The following is a 15536-nucleotide window of genomic DNA, read 5'->3' as shown; positions in this document are numbered from 1 at the left end:
CGATGGTCTCGGCCATCGCGGTCGCAGGTTGCACCATCACTCCCGCGGTGTCGGAGAACACCGGGGCCGTAGAGCCGCCCCGAGTGGGGGAGATCGAGGACTTCACCGATATTCGGGAGTTGTGCGGCGACAAGGATGTAACTGTCGCCTACCTGGTTATTTCAGCGAACAACGCGGCTCGGATGATTCAGCGCGCCGAGTTCGATGACGAAGCACGCAGATGTCCCAATATCACGAAGACGCTTTACGTCGACTCCCAGAACGACCCGCAGCGCATGCGGGCCAACATCGACAGCCTCGTGGCACAGGGCGTTGACATCATCATCGCCCAGGACCTCGGGCCTGCCGACCTCCCGGCGGTGCGGCGCGCTACGGCAGCCGGTGTGCAGGTGGTGCCCTTCATTTCCGATCCCGGTGGTGTTCCTGGCCGGGACTACACGGCCTTCGTCGCGGAGAACGTCGACGAGTTCGGCAAGACTCTCACCGACTGGGTGGCGGGCGCCCTTGGCGACAAGGGCTCGGTAATCGTCCTCGGCGGTCCAGCCGGAAACGCGTACAGCCATCAGACCTATTTGGCCGTGCAGCAGGCACTGGCCAAGTATCCCGACATGACGCTCCTCGGGGACGACTACCTGGTGACCGACTGGGAAGTCGGCAAGACGCAACAGGCTGTCGCCGGCGCTTTGACCAAGTACCCGAATATCGACGGAGTCATCTCGACCTACGGTGGCGGATCGGTCGGCGGCATCCGCGCGTTCCTGGGAGCCGGACGGCCACTACCGGTATGGGCCACCAGCGACGCAAACGAATTCTCTTGTCTCTGGGAACAAATCGCGCCGTCGCAACCGCAGTTCCAGATCGCCACCCAGTCGCTGCGCCCCTGGATGACGCGAGTGGCGCTCAGGCACGGTCTTGCAGCCGCGCAGGGTATTCCCGATACGGAGCCGACCATCGTCAACCTCCCGTTCTTCGAGGATTCGATCGCCGGCGGCGAGCTTGCCCCGCAGTGCAATCCAGATCTCCCTCCTGACGCCAGTCTGTCGACCTTCCTCACCGAAGCCCAACTCAGCGAACTATTCACCCGAGGCGCCTCATGACACCATCAACCCCCGCGCTCACCATGCGCGCCATCACCAAGACGTTTCCCGGCGTCACCGCCCTCGACAATGTCGACTTCACAGTCTTGCCCGGTGAGATCCACGGACTGGTAGGCGAGAACGGTGCGGGCAAGTCGACATTGCTTGCTGCCTCTGCGGGGTCGCTGATTCCCGACGCGGGATCGGTACACATCGGCGGAAGCGTTCTTAGGCAGGGAGATCCGAACTCAGCCCGATCGCTCGGGCTTCGAATCGTCCGTCAGCATCCCGCCTTGATTCCGCACCTGACGGTGGCAGAGAACTTGGCCCTCGGTGTAGACCCCGACCGGCGATTGATGGAATCAGACATCAACCCTTGGGCCCGCGACGCCATGGCGCGATGGGGAATGGACATCAACCCGGCCAGCACCCTGTCCGATATCCCGTTGGCGCAGCAATTCGTCATCGAAATCACGAAGGCAACGCTGACCCAACCTTGCGTGCTGCTTCTGGACGAGCCGACCGAGCACCTGGCCGCCAATGAGGTCGACAAGCTTTACGACCTAGTGGAGGATCTGCGAGCCCAAGGCACCGGAATCGTTTACATCTCCCATCGCATCCGGGAGGTCCAGCGCTTCTGCAGTCGTCTCACCGTCCTGCGCGATGGTCAGATCCAAGGGACGTTTGACACCGCCGGCACCACCGAACGCGGCATCGTCCAACTCGCGCTGGGCCGATCGCTGAGTCAGACCTTTCCGGACAAACCCACGCTGGATGCTGATGCAGCGTCGATGCTTGTGGTTGAAAAGCTGTCCGGCAGAGGATTTCATGATGTCGACCTGACAGTGCGAGCGGGTGAAATCCTGGGCTTGGCCGGAATCGAGGGCAGCGGTCAGCGCGACGTACTGCGCGCGATCGCCGGTATGGAGCCGGCAACCGGCCGAGTCACCGTCGACGGCCGACCGGTAAAACTCGGGTCGGTGAAGTCCTCCCGGCAATGTGGAACCAGTCTCATCACAGACGATCGTCATTCCGCAGGTCTCTTCCTTTCGGAGAGCGTCGCAGAGAACATCGCGGCAGGGTCCGCTGACCGCTACACCAAGTTCGGATTTGTCAACACCTCGGCTGTTCGTGTTGTTGCCGCCCAGGCAGTCACCGAGTACGACATCAAGACACCAAGCGTCGAGACCGTTGTCGGCACCCTGTCGGGAGGTAATCAACAAAAGGCCCTGATCGCCCGCTCAGCCATCGAACAACCCAAGGTGCTGCTGGCCGACGAACCAACCCAAGGCGTCGACGCCGGCGCGCGCGTGCAGATCTTCAGCACCCTCCGAGAGCTGTGTGATGACGGATCGGCTGCCGTGGTCGTTTCCTCCGACGCCGTCGAGCTGGCCGGGCTGTGCGATCGAGTCGTTGTCTTCTCGCGAGGGAATGCGATCGAAGAGTTGGCCGGCGAGCACCTTTCGGCGCAGCGAATCACCGAAACGGCGCTGACGTCAACGGCGATGCGGCATTCCGGAGTCAAGCGAGGCCAGTCCAGGTTCCTTTCGGGAGCCATGAACCGCTGGTTGCCCGCTGGTGTCGTCGCCATCGCGGTGATCGTCCTCGGCCTCATCGCAACCTCGGCCAACGATCGCTATGCCAGCGGTCTGAACATGACCAATCTGCTGACGATGTTTGCCCCGCTGGCCTTCGTCGCGCTCGCGCAGATGGTGGTCATGGTCCTTGCCGGAATTGATTTGTCGGTGGGGCCGGTCATGGGCCTGACTGTCGCCGTCATCTCCTTCACTGTGCCGGCCGGTGGAGGCCTCACCGGCGTTGCGGTCGCCCTCGCCACCGCCGTCGCAGTCGGTCTCGCGGCAGGGCTGGTCAACGGATTCCTCATCGCAAAGCTCGGCATATCCCCGGTGATCGCAACCCTGGGCACCTACATGGCAGCACTGGGACTGGGCCAACTGATCAGGCCCCGGCCCGAGGGCGCGATCCCCGACACCGTTCTGAACATCATCCAGGCCAAGGTCGGCATCATTCCCGCGGCCGCGCTGTTCGCGGTGGTCCTCGCTGTTGCTCTGGAGATCGCACTGCACCGGACAGGCTGGGGAGCCCGGCTTCGCGCCACGGGCTCTAACCCCGACAATGCCCGACTTCTCGGAGTCAACGTCTGGTGGTGCCGTTTGGGCGGGTATCTCCTCGCCGGACTCTTCACCGGCATCGCGGGACTGTTGCTGGCAGCCCAAACAGGAATCGGTGACCCTGGCTCGGGAACCACCTTCACCTTCGCGAGTATCACCGCGGTAATCCTCGGTGGAGCCAGTATCTACGGCGGGAAGGGCTCATTCGTCGGCGCGCTGCTCGGAGCCATCGGGGTCGCCCAGATCGGCAACGTCACCGCCTTCCTCAACCTCAGCTCGGCGTGGCAGTACTGGCTCATGGGACTGCTGACCATCACCGCCGTCGGCATCTACTCGCAGATGGGCAGGAACCAGCTGTGACAAAGCATCTCGTCGACAACGAACCAGGAACTCAGACTATGAACTCGGTGAAAGGTACTCCGTCCACGCTCTGGCACTCAGCGACTCGAATGGGCCTCGTCTGGCCTGCGACCATCGCGCTATTCGCGATCAGTCCGCTGATCGCTGCGCGCAGTCTGGACGGACCCGCACTGATGACCATGCTGCCCCTCGCCGGGGTATTGGCGCTGATCGCCGTCGGCCAGGGCCTGGTGATCCAGCAGCGGGGCATCGATCTGTCCATTCCAGGGATCATGTCTCTATCGGGGCTGGTTCTAACTCAGTTCGCAGCGCAGCACGGCATCATCCTCGCGATCGTGTTCGCCATCGGCGCGGCAGCACTCGGCGGGCTGGCCAACGGGTTGGTGGTCACCAAACTGCACATCACGCCCATCGTCGCCACCCTGGCCGTCAACGCCCTGCTCCTCGGTGTCGTCCAATTCTATTCGGGCGGAATCGCATCCAGTGCGCCCGCGGGCCTGACTCAGTTCGCCCTCAGCAATACGGTCGGACTGCCCAACGTCTTTCTCCTGGCGTTGGCGATCCTGGCCTTCGTCGCAATCGTGAATCGCCGGACCATGATTGGCCGGCGCCTTACACAGGCCGGCAAGAGCCCGGCTGCGTTGAAAGTGATCGGCGGCAACGTACCGGGAATCACCTGTGGTTCGTATGTCATCTCGGCAATCTTCTACGGGGTCGCCGCCGTACTTTTGACTGCTTACCTGCAGACTCCGGGGCTGGACCTGGGTGCCGATCAACTGCTTCCGTCGGTTGCTGCGGTGGTGCTTGCCGGCAACGCGCTGACTGGTGGCGATCTGAAGGTGTGGTCGATTGCCGCAGCTGCGTTGTTCCTCACCCAGCTGGATCAGCTCGTTCTCAGCACCGGTGCCCCCAACTCCGTGCAGCTCCTCATCCAGGCCGCGGTACTGCTGGTCGCGGTGTCGATGCCTCTGCTGCGCCGGGTGAGCATCCGCCGAGCGCAGCGTCGCGGTGATGCCGGCAGTGCAGGTGAGGCCGCCCCACCCTTTACCGGAAGTCGACAGAAGGAGACCGCAGTATGACCACAACTGTTGAAAGCGAACGGCTTGCAGGCAAGGTTGCGATCGTGACCGGGGCAGCCGACGGCATCGGCCGCGGGATCGCGGACGCTCTCAGCCAGGCAGGTGCGATGGTCCGGCTCACCGACGTGAAGGATCCCAGCGTCCCGCTTCTGGCGCGACAGTCGTTCTCGACCCTCGACGTCACCTCCGAAGAGTCCTGGGCCGACACCGTGAATGGAGTGGTGCGCGACGGCGGCGGGCTGGACGTCCTCGTCAACAACGCCGCGGTGATCGACTACCAGGCCCTGGACGAGGTCGTGGTCGAAGACTGGGAGCGAACCATGAGGGTCAATGTCACCGGCCCCATGCTCGGCATCCGGGAATCAGTGCCGCACCTGCGTGCTCGCGGGAAAGGGTCCATCGTCAACATCGCGTCCAGCTGGGGCATCGTCGCGGTGGCGGGCATCGCCAGCTACCACGCCAGTAAGGGTGCTGTACGGATGATCACCCGTAATGCCGCCATGACGTACGCCCCGGATCGGATCCGGGTCAACAGCATCATTCCCGGGATTGTTCGCACCCCGCTCACCGAGAGGCAGCCGGATGTCACCGCGGGTGTAGTTGCCCAGACGCCACTCGGGCTCGCTGAACCGTACGAAATCGGCTATGGCGCAGTATTTCTCGCCAGCGATGAGTCAAGTCAGGTCACTGGTACCGATCTCGTCATGGACGGCGGATACACGCTGCACTGACCCAAGCTCGACATCGCTTCTTGAAACACCAAACTAAAGGATGACACATGATTTCTTGGACGACTAACCTGCCCGATACGGTCGTCGTGACCGGAACCTCGAGTGGAATCGGACTCCAGTGCGCAGTGTCGTTGACACAGCAGGGAGTCCACGTCATCGGCGTCGATGCACAGGCCTCGCCGGCTGATTTGGCCGGCCTCGCCAACTATATCCATGTAAAAGGCAGTGTCACCGTGGAGGACACGTGGGATCGAGTCGTCGCCGAGCTCCGCGACAAGACCGGAGCCCTGGGATTCCTCAGTGTCGCCGGAGTATTGGAGGCGGGTCTGCTCGAGAATGACGATTTGGCGACGTGGCGCCGAATTTGGGAGATCAATGTCTTGGGGACGGTACTGGGTCTTAAGAAGCTGCTACCTGCGCTCCATTCCGCGGAGTATGCGGCGGTGGTGGCGCTGACCAGCGTCGTTGCACACTTCGCCGACCAGCAACTGGCAGCATATTCGTCATCGAAATCGGCGCTCACAGGCGCCATCCGCACCATTGCGTTGGACTACGCCCGCAGTGGGATCCGGTTCAACATGCTGGCTCCCGGCCCCACGAAGGCAGGGTTGTTCGAGCGTCACCTGTCATCGACCAAGGATCCGGACTCGTTCCTCCAGGCCCGCGAAGCCCGGCACCCGCTCGGACGCATCTTGGAGGCCACCGAGATCGCCAATGCAGCAATGTATCTGCTCTCTCCGGAGTCCTCAGCACTCTTCGCCACCACCGTCCTCGCCGATGGTGGTCTCACCGCCGGGTTCGACTTCCAGGCAGCAGAGGTGATGGCCGAAAGTGCCCGGTGATCAGACCCGGCACGACCTCACCCGGCTGGTCCCTGTGGTGAGGCGCGCAGGATTGGACGGCTCACTGTTCAGCAGATACTGGGCCGACGTGCACGGGCCGATGTGTGCAGCGATTCCCGGAATTGACCTCTACCGGCAGTTTCACCTCGATAGCCCGCGATCACACGACTGGACCACTGCACCCTCAGTGAACACCACGGTGCCCGACGACGAGCGTATCGACGGTGCGGCACAGTGCGCGTTCGTCAGTCGCGAAGACTTCGATCGCTGGTTGACAGGAACCGACGCTCTGGCAGACGACGAGCGCAACTGCTTCGACGGCACCTACGGCTACTACGCTCTGGGCTCAGCCGGACACGTAGGGGCGGACGCACCCGGTCCGGCCGATGGCCAGTCGGTGCTGGTGCTCATCCGTCGGCGAGCGCACGCCGAGACCGGCCCATTCAGGTCCTTCATCCGCGACACGCTGGTGAACACGTTCCTCGGCAGTGGTTTCGTGAACACCGTATCGGGGCACCTGTTGGAGCCCTACGACGATCACGAATCCCAATGGGAACCAGACGCTCTGGACAACCGGATACCGGCGGAACGGCAGCATCACGCAGCGTTGCATGTCTCCTGCGAGAACATGCTGGCGTGGCGTCGGCTCCTGGACACCGACGAACTCAGCACCACTGTGACGGCTCAAGCAGAGCTGTTCAGCGCGGTGCACGTGTACCCCGTACGGGAAGCCATCACCTTCGTGCACGACGGCGCCATCACCCTGGACGGTCGGCGCGGCAAATCAACAGCAGAACTCATCCGAACGGTAGGTGCGGTCAATGCAGAGTAACGACGAAAACGAGTTCGCCGGACGGACGGTTCTGGTCACCGGGGGCACGCGGGGAATCGGCGCCAGTGTGGCAGCGCGATTCGCTCGCAGTGGTGCAGCAGTCGGCGTGATCGGACGATCCCTTCCCGCAACACAACTCGACGGTGTAGAAGTCTTCCTCGGGGATGTGACCTCAGTCAGTTTCGCCGAGCAGTTGCAGGCGCAGGTGGACGAGAGGCTCGGTGAGGTCGACACACTCATTCATTCGGCCGGCGGCGCCACCCTCTCCGATGGTGGTGTGCTTGCAATGAGCGACGAGGACTGGACTTTCGCCTTGCACACGAATCTGCTATCCGCGGCCCGGCTCGATCGTGCCTTCATACCAGCCATGATTCAGCGGGGCAGGGGAGCGGTCGTACACATCAGTTCTATCCAGCGTCGTCTTCCACTGTCATCGTCGGTGCCGTACGCGTGCAGCAAAGCGGCACTTACGGCATACAGCAAGGCGTTGGCGACCGACGTCGCCAAACACAATGTGCGGGTAAACAGCGTCGCTCCCGGGATCGTCGAAACCGACATGGCCGTCGACTTCGCCCGTGAACTGGCCGATGCGCGAGGCGCAGACCTCGAATCCGGAAAGCAGGAACTGATGGATCGCCACGGCGGAGTTCCACTGGGCCGCGTCGCGATGCCGGTCGAGGTTGCCGAGCTGGTGGCGTTCCTGGTGTCGGACCGCGCGCCGTCGATCATCGGGGCCGAACACATTCTCGACGGAGGAACGATCAGAACCCTGTGACATTCGTACTGCCCGACTAGCCATCAGCAATCCAATAACCATGTAGTTAAGGAGAAATCGTGAACTTCGACCTCGACGGCCGAACAGCATTCGTCACAGGCGCCGCCCGCGGGCAAGGACGCCGGCATGCCATCACACTCGCCCAACACGGTGCGAACATCGTTGCCATCGATCTGTGCGGCCAGATCGACACCGTGCCGTACTCAATGTCGACACCGGAGGATCTGGCAGAAACCGTCCAGCTGGTCGAGTCCACCGGACGAAAAATCATCGCCAAGCAGGGTGATGTCCGTGACTTCGAACAGGTTCAGGCGACGGTCGACGAAGCATTTGCTGCGTTCGGGCGAATCGACATCGTGGTCGCCAATGCGGGAACGAACGGACTCGGCGGAGCAGGAGGAGCTGGCCCCTTCGAGAGCCAGGACATCGACCTCCAGCGTTGGCGGGACTGCATCGACACCAATCTCACCGGCGTCTTCAACACCATCAAGGCTGCTGTACCCGCGATGATCTCCGGCGAGCGCGGCGGATCCATCATCGCCACGAGTTCCACCGCCGGGATTAGGGGCCTGCGCTCGATGGCTGACTACGTGGCCGCCAAGCACGGTGTGGTTGGATTGTGCCGCGCCTTTGCTAACGAACTAGCGGAGCACTCGATCCGGGTGAACACGGTGCACCCGACCGGCGTCGCGACGCAGATGGTCGAAAACCCTGAGTTACCTGCCTTTTTTCAGGCCTACCCCAAGGCTGCGGTGAATCTCGACGGAAATCTGCTCCCAGTTGACCTAGTGCAGCCCGAGGACGTCAGTAACGCGGTGCTGTTCTTGGCCTCGGATGCCGCGCGGTACGTCACCGGCTTGGAGATGACAGTGGATGCCGGATTCACCGCGCGAGCATGACAGACCCGCAAGCGGAAAAGTTTTCTGCAGGGTGTTGACGAGTGTGGTCGACCGCAGTAGTTTTTTTGATGAGCGAGTTGCCCTGCCCCGAATTGATCAGCATGGTGCGCCGATCCAGCTCCCGAACACCAAACGAGCCCCATCTGAAGGAGAGTTACCTGTGTCGTTGAATTCCGACCTCATAGAGCGATTTCATCTGCCTGCCATCGCGGCGGTCAGTCCTGCTGCATATCTTGCGCTGGAAGGGGCCTGGCGGGCATCAGCGTCATCGCTTGACAGCGAGTTGTTCGCACTGATCGTCCAGCAAGTCGAAGCCCTACTCGACCCCGAGGGCGCAACCAGTACGAGCACTGAGGTGAGTGGCGGGCACCTGGCGGCTGCGAGCGCGGTCGTGGAGCAATTTGTCGACTACGTTCCCGATGTCGATGCAGAGCTGTTGGCCCCGGTTCTCGACCAGCTCGGCAAGACCGGCCTGCGGAGCTTCATCGAGGCCATCTACACCGTTGACCAGACCACGCGGCTTCGGGTAGCGCACCGCCGGCTCTTCGGAGACGCTGAGTTCTCCGCGGACTTTCCGGAATGGCCGGCAGATCGCAAAGTCTTGACTCCCATTCGGGCGAATAATCTTTGGCACGACACCATTCTGGCGCCGGGGACGGTGAAGCCCGATGCTGAGCTGAGTGCATTCGTCCGCGAGATTGTCCGGTTGCGGGCCGGGTGGTATCACCACTGCGATCTGTGCAATTCTTTGCGCTTGGTCGAGGATGGGGTTCCTGTGGTCGATGGTGCGACGGACCGACTTGTGATGCAGTCGGACTTCGAGGGCGCTGACCTGTCGGCGGCCACCAAAGCCGCACTGCGCTACGCCGACGTGTACATGACCGACCCTGCGAACATCACTGACGCCATCAAAGCCGATCTCTTCCAACATTTCACGCGGGACCAGGTCGTCCAACTCACGCTGGAGCTCAGCTCGTGGAACTACCAAAAGACTCTGGTGGCATTGCGCATCGACAAGGCGGTGCACGAAGGCAAGCTCACCGCGTTCATTCTGAACGACCATGGCACCGTGACCCCTGGCGATCCGTTGAGCTGACGAACCTCTATGGATCGCCAGGGCAGGGACGGCGTCTTTGGCGGTGATGTGGAGCCGGTTGGCCGAGCTCTTTGAGCGAGGTGGCGCCCATGTCGTTCGGGGTTGCGGTGTGGATGAGGTGGATGGTCAGGGCGTGGTCGATGGTGAGTTCGCTGCGGCGGCCGCGTTCACGCATCTCGGTGACCGCGAGGATCTGGTCGACGGTCAGGGAGTCGACGGGGAGGGCGGTCAGCGCGGCGCGGGCAGCTTCGGACTGCGTGAGCGCTGCGACGACGGCTCTCCATCCGTGACTCGAACACTAGTGCGATGGTCTGACAAATCCGCCGGGAATGTGACGGTGGAACCATGGTGGCGCATGTGGTTTGAGCCGGCTTTTTGTGGAGCGAAGACCGCCCGGAAGGGGGTGGGAGCCGAGATGGCACAAGTGCCGGCGGCACGCTGACGGTCGGCTACTAGGGTGAGCCCATGCGAGTAGGCGTGCTGGGTGCGAAAGGCAAGGTCGGGGCGACGATGGTGAAGGCGGTCGAGGCCGCCGACGACCTCACGTTCACGGCCGGAATCGACGCCGGCGATCCGTTGAGCGCACTCGTCGACACGCAGACCGCGGTCGTCATCGACTTCACCCACCCCAGCGTGGTGATGGACAACCTGAAGTTCCTGATCGACAACGGTATTCACGCTGTCGTCGGCACCACCGGCTTCACCGACGAGCGCATTTCCCAGGTGCTGGCTTGGCTGGCGGACAAGCCTGAGTCGGCGGTGCTCATCGCCCCCAACTTCGCCATCGGTGCCGTGCTGTCCATGCACTTCGCGCAGCAGGCGGCGCGGTTCTTCGAATCGGTCGAAGTGATCGAATTGCACCATCCGCACAAGGCGGACGCCCCGTCGGGCACCGCGGCGCGCACCGCGAAGCTCATCGCCGCTGCGCGAAAAGACCTGCCGCCCAACCCCGATGCGACCAGCACCGGACTGGACGGGGCGCGCGGCGCGGACGTCGACGGCATCCCCGTGCACTCGGTGCGACTGGCCGGGCTCGTCGCGCACCAGGAGGTTCTCTTCGGCACCGAAGGGGAGACGCTGACCATCCGGCACGACAGCATCGACCGCACCTCTTTCGTCCCGGGCGTCCTGCTGGCGGTGCGCAAGGTGTCCGAGCGGCCCGGCCTCACCGTCGGTATCGAACCGCTTCTCGACCTGACATGACCGACGACCGGCGCGCCCTGCGTACCCAGGTGCTCATCGCCTTCATGTGCGTGGCGCTGGTCGTGTACTTCCTCCTGCTCGGCCGGATTGCGTTCGCGTTCATCAGCTCCGGTGAGCTTGCGGCGATCGGTCTGGGCATTGCACTGCTGGCGCTGCCGCTGATCGGGATCTGGGTGATGGTCAGCACGTTGCAGGCCGGCTTCGCCCATCAGCGGTTGGCGCGGCTGGCCCGTGAGCAGAACCTGGACCTGAACGTCAGCGATCTGCCACGCCGCCCGTCGGGCCGTATCGAACGCGACGCCGCCGACGCGCTGTTCGACGTGGTGCGCAACGAACTGCAGGAGGATCCGGACAACTGGGTGCGCTGGTACCGCCTCGCCCGGGCGTACGACTACGCCGGTGATCGCGGCCGGGCCCGCGCCGCCATGCGCAGGGCCGTCGACCTCCAGGAGGGCGCGTGAGCGCGACCCTGCTGATCGTCCACCACACACCGTCGCCGCACTGCCAGGAGATGTTCGAGGCGGTGGTGGCGGGGGCGACAGACCCTGAGATTGAGGGCGTGGAGGTCATTAGGCGTCCGGCGCTCACGGTCTCGTCGGTCGAGATGCTCGAGGCCGACGGCTATCTGTTGGGCACCCCGGTGAACCTCGGCTACCTCAGCGGTGCCCTCAAGCATGCCTTCGACCAGTCGTATTACCAGCTGCTCGATTCCACCCGTGGACGTCCGTTCGGCGTGTACCTCCACGGTAACGAGGGCACCGAAGGAGCGGAACGCGCGCTCGCGCGCATCACCGCCGGGCTGGGCTGGGTGCAGGCTACTAAGACCGTCGTGGTGGCGGGCAAGCCGACCAAGGCCGACGTCGAGGCATGCTGGAACCTCGGCGCGACGGTCGCCGCTCAGCTAGTGGATTGAGTTTGGACCTGTGCACTGAGGAGATGTTCGGTGATGCCCACCGGCTGCAGCCCGCCCCCGAGCCTGCTAATTCAGCGGACTCCTAGGTGCGGTTGAGTCTCGACTCGTGCTGTTCGACGACCCACCGCGCGATTTCGACGAGCTTGATGTTGGCGTTCTGCGAGGTTTTGACCATCAGCGCGAAGGCCTGCAAGCCGGTGAGGTTTTCGCGGTGCATGAGGAGACCTTTGGCTTGGCCGATGATATCGCGGCTGGCCAACGCAGCGCCGAAGTGCGCTTCGGCCGCCGCGCCGATCATCGCTATCGAAGCGTGCTGGGCCAGCACCCCACCGACGAGCAGCGATTCCTCATTGAATGCTCCGCTGTGATCGCCGAAGAGGTTGAGCGCGCCCAGGGTGTCGTCGATGACGAACAGTTGAAACGACAGCATGCTGCCCACGCCGCGATCCAGCGCGGCGCGGGCGAACCGCGGCCACCGTGTTTCGGTGGCCATGTCCTCGAGCTGCACGGTGTGCTGCTCGCGTAGCGCGCTCAGGCAGGGACCCTCGTCCAACGAGGACTGCAACTGATCGAGTTCGGCAACGACCGGATTGGTGGGCGCCTCCGGGGTGACCTTGCGGCCCTGGACCATCGAGATGCCGCACCCCCAAGCCCCGGGTACGAGGGTGACCGCGCCCTCGGTGATCGCCTGCAACGTGGCCTCGGTGCCGCTTTCATGCTGCAGGTCGATCGCCAAGTCTCCGAGCAGTTGTGCCAGCCCTGGAGGCGAATTCACCGTCATGGGCACGATGCTAAGGGCAGTGGGAAATTTCAGCCAGGCGGTTCACCATGAACACTCCTCACAGCACGCCGAGGCCGTATGGTGACCCAGCCAACTCGGGTACACGTCGCGGGGCGCCTTACGGACTGTGGGTGCACGGCAATAACGCCGCGGTAGGTGCGGTGTACGCGGTAGACAAGCTGGCGACGGGTCTAGGGCTCGAGAAGGCGGCCGACGTACTGGAGCTCTCGGCCATGTTGATGGACTGAAGGGACGAACAGATGCCGGGTATCGCAGAGATCGCCCTGGGCGCGGCTCCCATCGCAGGCGGCGCACTGCTCGGCATCGCAGCCGGCGGCATGAAAGGCCCCGACGTCCGCGGGATGATCGCCAAGGACATGGAGTTGCTCGAACGCATCCCGCCCGAGCAGGCCGAACTGCGCGAGCGCCTCAAGCGCAGCATCGACCAGCGCATCGACGACCTCATCACCACCACCGAGCGCAGCCGCGAGATCCGCATGGCGGCCATGTCGTACGAGGGCAACTGGCGCGACATCGTGGGATTCGTCTGCGCGGTGCTGTTCACGGTCGTGTGGTGGAACGTCAGCCACGACCGCACCAACTGGCTGGTGATGTTCATCGTGCTGATCCTGCTGACGGTCGTCGCCGGGATCTACGCCGCGCGGGGGATCCTGCGCGCGCTGGGCAAGGTCAAGCGAAACCGGGCGGCCGCCTAGCTCGGCAGCGAACTCGCGAACAACTCCTGCAGCGCGATCCAGTGCCGCTGCGCGGCCTCCTCGTCGTACGGCCCGTTGTCCGGAACCGCGAAACCGTGGCCGGCGGGGTAGATCTCGACGGTGTGCTGCACCCCCGCTGCGGTGAGTGCCTTGTCGAGTGTCTCGGCCTGTTCGGTCGTGAACGAGTTGTCGTTCTGCGCGCCTGCCACATAGACCGTCGCCGTCATCTTCTCCGCGAGCAGGTGCGGGCTCGACGGATCGTCGGTGACCAGGCCGCCGCCGTGGAAGGAACCCGCCGCGGCGACCCGCTCCGGGACCAGCCCCGCCACGATCACCGAGGTCCGTCCGCCCATGCAGTAACCGCACACCCCGAACCGGTCGCCGCGCACCTCGGGCCGCTGGGCGAGGAAGTCGAAGAACGCGGCGGCGTCGGAGGCCATTGCTTCAGGGGAGACGGAACTGATCATCGTGAACAGGCGCTGACGTTCGGCCTGGTCGCCGAAGACGGTGCCCATGTCGAACGGCTGCCAGTCGCCGCTGCGGTAATACACGTCGGGAAGCAGCACGGCGTGGCCGAAGGCGGCCAGCCGGTCGGCCATCTCGTGGAATGTGGGCCGGACGCCACCGGCATCGGGGTACATCACCACCCCCGACCACGGACCGGGGCCGTTCGGCGTGTGAAGGGTCACGGGGCAGGCGCCGTCAGGCGTCGTGATGGTCGCAGAGATGCTCGGCATGCCATCCGTTCTACTCGGGCGTCTGGAAGTAAGCTGACCGACGTGCCCATTCCCACGCCGTACGAGGACCTGTTGCGCCTCGTCCTCGAGCGCGGCACACCCAAAGCCGACCGCACCGGCACCGGAACCCGCAGTCTCTTCGGCCACCAGCTGCGGTACGACCTCGGCGCCGGTTTCCCGGTGATCACCACCAAGAAGGTGCACCTGAAGTCGGTGGTCTACGAGCTGCTGTGGTTTCTGCGCGGCGATTCGAATGTGCGCTGGTTGCACGAGCACGGTGTCACCATCTGGGACGAGTGGGCGGACGACGCCGGTGACCTCGGCCCCGTCTACGGCGTGCAGTGGCGGTCGTGGCCGACGCCGTCGGGCGGCCACGTCGACCAGATCAGCGCGGCCCTCGACCTGCTCAGGAGCGATCCGGACTCACGGCGCAACATCGTCTCGGCGTGGAACGTCGGGGAGATACCGCAGATGGCTCTGCCGCCGTGCCACGCGTTCTTCCAGTTCTATGTCGCCGACGGACGGTTGTCGTGCCAGCTCTATCAGCGCAGCGCCGACCTGTTCCTCGGAGTGCCGTTCAACATCGCGAGCTACGCACTGCTCACGCACATGATGGCCGCCCAGGCCGGGCTCGGTGTGGGTGAGTTCGTGTGGACGGGCGGGGACTGCCACATCTACGACAACCATGTCGAGCAGGTGACCGAGCAGCTCGGCCGCGACCCGCGGCCCTATCCGGAACTCGTTCTCGCGCAGCGGGATTCAATATTCGACTACACCTATGAGGACATCGTCGTCAAGAACTATGACCCGCACCCGGCGATCAAAGCGCCGGTGGCGGTATGAGGTCTGCTTGCAGGACCGAGCGTCGATCATGACCGTCGGACTCATCTGGGCGCAGTCCACTTCGGGGGTGATCGGACGCGACGGCGGCATCCCGTGGCACCTTCCCGAGGACCTGGCCCGGTTCAAGGAGATCACCCTCGGCCATCCCGTGGTGATGGGGCGGCGCACCTGGGAGTCGCTCCCACCGAAGGTGCGGCCACTGCCGGGACGGAAAAACATCGTCCTCACCCGGCAGGCCGACTACCTGGCTGACGGAGCGGAGGTCGTGACGGCCCTCGACGACGCGCTGGGCGACGACGAGACATGGGTGATCGGCGGTGAGCGCGTCTACACGCAGACGCTTTCCCGTGCGACGCGGTGCGAGGTCACCGAGGTCGAGATCGAGTTGCACCGCCAGGACGCGGACGCCATCGCGCCTGTCCTCGGCGAGGCCTGGGCCGGCACCACCGGGGATTGGCTGACCAGTACCTCCGGGTTGCGGTACCGGTTCCACAGCTACCAGCGGATCAGCTGACAGGTCC

At 64.0% G+C, this 15536-nt stretch carries 18 protein-coding genes and 1 pseudogene; 17 read left to right on the top strand and 2 right to left on the bottom strand.

Annotated elements, in window-relative coordinates:
- The first annotated feature begins 2 nt into the window (after nucleotides 1-2).
- From I7X18_RS17335 to I7X18_RS17275, 13 genes are all read left to right on the top strand, one after another.
- The gene (locus I7X18_RS17335) at nucleotides 3-1097 is read left to right on the top strand and encodes a substrate-binding domain-containing protein (protein ID WP_193043292.1); all 1095 of its coding nucleotides are present in this window, start codon (nucleotides 3-5) and stop codon (nucleotides 1095-1097) included.
- Nucleotides 1094-3568, top strand: coding sequence for an ATP-binding cassette domain-containing protein (locus I7X18_RS17330; RefSeq protein ID WP_193043291.1), 2475 nt, complete (start codon nucleotides 1094-1096; stop codon nucleotides 3566-3568). Before I7X18_RS17335 ends, I7X18_RS17330 begins: the two co-directional genes overlap by 4 nt.
- A gap of 89 nt (nucleotides 3569-3657) precedes the next feature.
- Nucleotides 3658-4647, top strand: coding sequence for an ABC transporter permease (locus tag I7X18_RS17325; RefSeq protein ID WP_193043290.1), 990 nt, complete (start codon nucleotides 3658-3660; stop codon nucleotides 4645-4647).
- Nucleotides 4644-5378, top strand: a complete 735-nt coding sequence (locus tag I7X18_RS17320) for an SDR family NAD(P)-dependent oxidoreductase (protein ID WP_193043289.1) — start codon at nucleotides 4644-4646, stop codon at nucleotides 5376-5378. The genes I7X18_RS17325 and I7X18_RS17320 overlap by 4 nt, the downstream gene beginning before the upstream one ends.
- 131 nt (nucleotides 5379-5509) lie before the next feature.
- A complete protein-coding gene (locus I7X18_RS17315; protein ID WP_193043288.1) occupies nucleotides 5510-6220 on the top strand; it encodes an SDR family NAD(P)-dependent oxidoreductase in 711 nt (236 codons plus the stop codon).
- 100 nt (nucleotides 6221-6320) lie between these two features.
- The gene (locus I7X18_RS17310; RefSeq protein WP_232375511.1) at nucleotides 6321-7052 is read left to right on the top strand and encodes a hypothetical protein; all 732 of its coding nucleotides are present in this window, start codon (nucleotides 6321-6323) and stop codon (nucleotides 7050-7052) included.
- Entirely contained in the window at nucleotides 7042-7827 is a 786-nt protein-coding gene (locus I7X18_RS17305; RefSeq protein WP_193043286.1) for an SDR family oxidoreductase, read from the top strand. The genes I7X18_RS17310 and I7X18_RS17305 overlap by 11 nt, the downstream gene beginning before the upstream one ends.
- A 59-nt stretch (nucleotides 7828-7886) precedes the next feature.
- The gene (locus I7X18_RS17300; RefSeq protein WP_269751276.1) at nucleotides 7887-8726 is read left to right on the top strand and encodes a mycofactocin-coupled SDR family oxidoreductase; all 840 of its coding nucleotides are present in this window, start codon (nucleotides 7887-7889) and stop codon (nucleotides 8724-8726) included.
- A 43-nt stretch (nucleotides 8727-8769) separates the two neighbouring features.
- Nucleotides 8770-9822, top strand: coding sequence for a carboxymuconolactone decarboxylase family protein (locus I7X18_RS17295; RefSeq protein ID WP_193043285.1), 1053 nt, complete (start codon nucleotides 8770-8772; stop codon nucleotides 9820-9822).
- Between the two features lie 109 nt (nucleotides 9823-9931).
- Entirely contained in the window at nucleotides 9932-10264 is a 333-nt protein-coding gene (locus I7X18_RS17290) for a hypothetical protein (protein ID WP_193043284.1), read from the top strand.
- Between the two features lie 23 nt (nucleotides 10265-10287).
- Complete coding sequence (gene dapB / locus I7X18_RS17285) at nucleotides 10288-11025, top strand: 4-hydroxy-tetrahydrodipicolinate reductase (protein ID WP_193043283.1); 738 nt, start codon at nucleotides 10288-10290, stop codon at nucleotides 11023-11025.
- The gene (locus I7X18_RS17280) at nucleotides 11022-11486 is read left to right on the top strand and encodes a hypothetical protein (RefSeq protein ID WP_193043282.1); all 465 of its coding nucleotides are present in this window, start codon (nucleotides 11022-11024) and stop codon (nucleotides 11484-11486) included. The genes dapB and I7X18_RS17280 overlap by 4 nt, the downstream gene beginning before the upstream one ends.
- Complete coding sequence (locus I7X18_RS17275; protein ID WP_193043281.1) at nucleotides 11483-11938, top strand: flavodoxin family protein; 456 nt, start codon at nucleotides 11483-11485, stop codon at nucleotides 11936-11938. Before I7X18_RS17280 ends, I7X18_RS17275 begins: the two co-directional genes overlap by 4 nt.
- Before the next feature lie 82 nt (nucleotides 11939-12020).
- Here I7X18_RS17275 and I7X18_RS17270 read toward each other — a convergent pair whose 3' ends face one another.
- Nucleotides 12021-12719, bottom strand: a complete 699-nt coding sequence (locus I7X18_RS17270) for a GAF and ANTAR domain-containing protein (RefSeq protein ID WP_193043280.1) — start codon at nucleotides 12717-12719, stop codon at nucleotides 12021-12023.
- 116 nt (nucleotides 12720-12835) lie between these two features.
- Here I7X18_RS17270 and I7X18_RS17265 point away from each other — a divergent pair.
- Both I7X18_RS17265 and I7X18_RS17260 read left to right on the top strand, forming a co-directional pair.
- Nucleotides 12836-12946, top strand: a pseudogene (locus I7X18_RS17265) (flavodoxin); the annotation flags it as partial.
- A 33-nt stretch (nucleotides 12947-12979) separates the two neighbouring features.
- Entirely contained in the window at nucleotides 12980-13435 is a 456-nt protein-coding gene (locus I7X18_RS17260) for a hypothetical protein (protein ID WP_193043279.1), read from the top strand.
- On the opposite strand, the gene I7X18_RS17255 is transcribed toward I7X18_RS17260, so the two are convergent.
- Complete coding sequence (locus I7X18_RS17255) at nucleotides 13432-14172, bottom strand: dienelactone hydrolase family protein (RefSeq protein WP_193043278.1); 741 nt, start codon at nucleotides 14170-14172, stop codon at nucleotides 13432-13434. The genes I7X18_RS17260 and I7X18_RS17255 overlap by 4 nt on opposite strands.
- A gap of 42 nt (nucleotides 14173-14214) precedes the next feature.
- On the opposite strand from I7X18_RS17255, the gene I7X18_RS17250 reads away from it, so the two are divergent.
- Both I7X18_RS17250 and I7X18_RS17245 read left to right on the top strand, forming a co-directional pair.
- The gene (locus I7X18_RS17250) at nucleotides 14215-15015 is read left to right on the top strand and encodes a thymidylate synthase (protein WP_193043277.1); all 801 of its coding nucleotides are present in this window, start codon (nucleotides 14215-14217) and stop codon (nucleotides 15013-15015) included.
- Nucleotides 15016-15040: 25 nt separating this feature from the next.
- Nucleotides 15041-15529: a dihydrofolate reductase gene (locus I7X18_RS17245; protein WP_269751323.1), complete on the top strand. Its 489-nt coding sequence runs from the start codon at nucleotides 15041-15043 to the stop codon at nucleotides 15527-15529.
- Nucleotides 15530-15536 lie beyond the last annotated feature (7 nt).

The sequence above is a fragment of the Mycolicibacterium baixiangningiae genome (assembly GCF_016313185.1).
Classification (GTDB): Bacteria; Actinomycetota; Actinomycetes; order Mycobacteriales; family Mycobacteriaceae; genus Mycobacterium; species Mycobacterium baixiangningiae.
The sequence above is the reverse complement of the archived record's forward strand: the minus strand, read 5'-3'. Positions and strand labels throughout refer to the sequence as shown.

Bases quoted from the DNA above. Each gene is read 5' to 3' on its own strand.
- I7X18_RS17335 (WP_193043292.1), top strand. From the start codon at position 3: ATGGTCTCGGCCATCGCGGTCGCAGGTTGCACCATCACTCCCGCGGTG.
- I7X18_RS17330 (WP_193043291.1), top strand. From the start codon at position 1,094: ATGACACCATCAACCCCCGCGCTCACCATGCGCGCCATCACCAAGACG.
- I7X18_RS17325 (WP_193043290.1), top strand. From the start codon at position 3,658: ATGGGCCTCGTCTGGCCTGCGACCATCGCGCTATTCGCGATCAGTCCG.
- I7X18_RS17320 (WP_193043289.1), top strand. From the start codon at position 4,644: ATGACCACAACTGTTGAAAGCGAACGGCTTGCAGGCAAGGTTGCGATC.
- I7X18_RS17310 (WP_232375511.1), top strand. From the start codon at position 6,321: ATGTGTGCAGCGATTCCCGGAATTGACCTCTACCGGCAGTTTCACCTC.
- I7X18_RS17305 (WP_193043286.1), top strand. From the start codon at position 7,042: ATGCAGAGTAACGACGAAAACGAGTTCGCCGGACGGACGGTTCTGGTC.
- dapB (WP_193043283.1), top strand. From the start codon at position 10,288: ATGCGAGTAGGCGTGCTGGGTGCGAAAGGCAAGGTCGGGGCGACGATG.
- I7X18_RS17280 (WP_193043282.1), top strand. From the start codon at position 11,022: ATGACCGACGACCGGCGCGCCCTGCGTACCCAGGTGCTCATCGCCTTC.
- I7X18_RS17270 (WP_193043280.1), bottom strand. From the start codon at position 12,719: ATGACGGTGAATTCGCCTCCAGGGCTGGCACAACTGCTCGGAGACTTG.
- I7X18_RS17260 (WP_193043279.1), top strand. From the start codon at position 12,980: ATGCCGGGTATCGCAGAGATCGCCCTGGGCGCGGCTCCCATCGCAGGC.
- I7X18_RS17255 (WP_193043278.1), bottom strand. From the start codon at position 14,172: ATGCCGAGCATCTCTGCGACCATCACGACGCCTGACGGCGCCTGCCCC.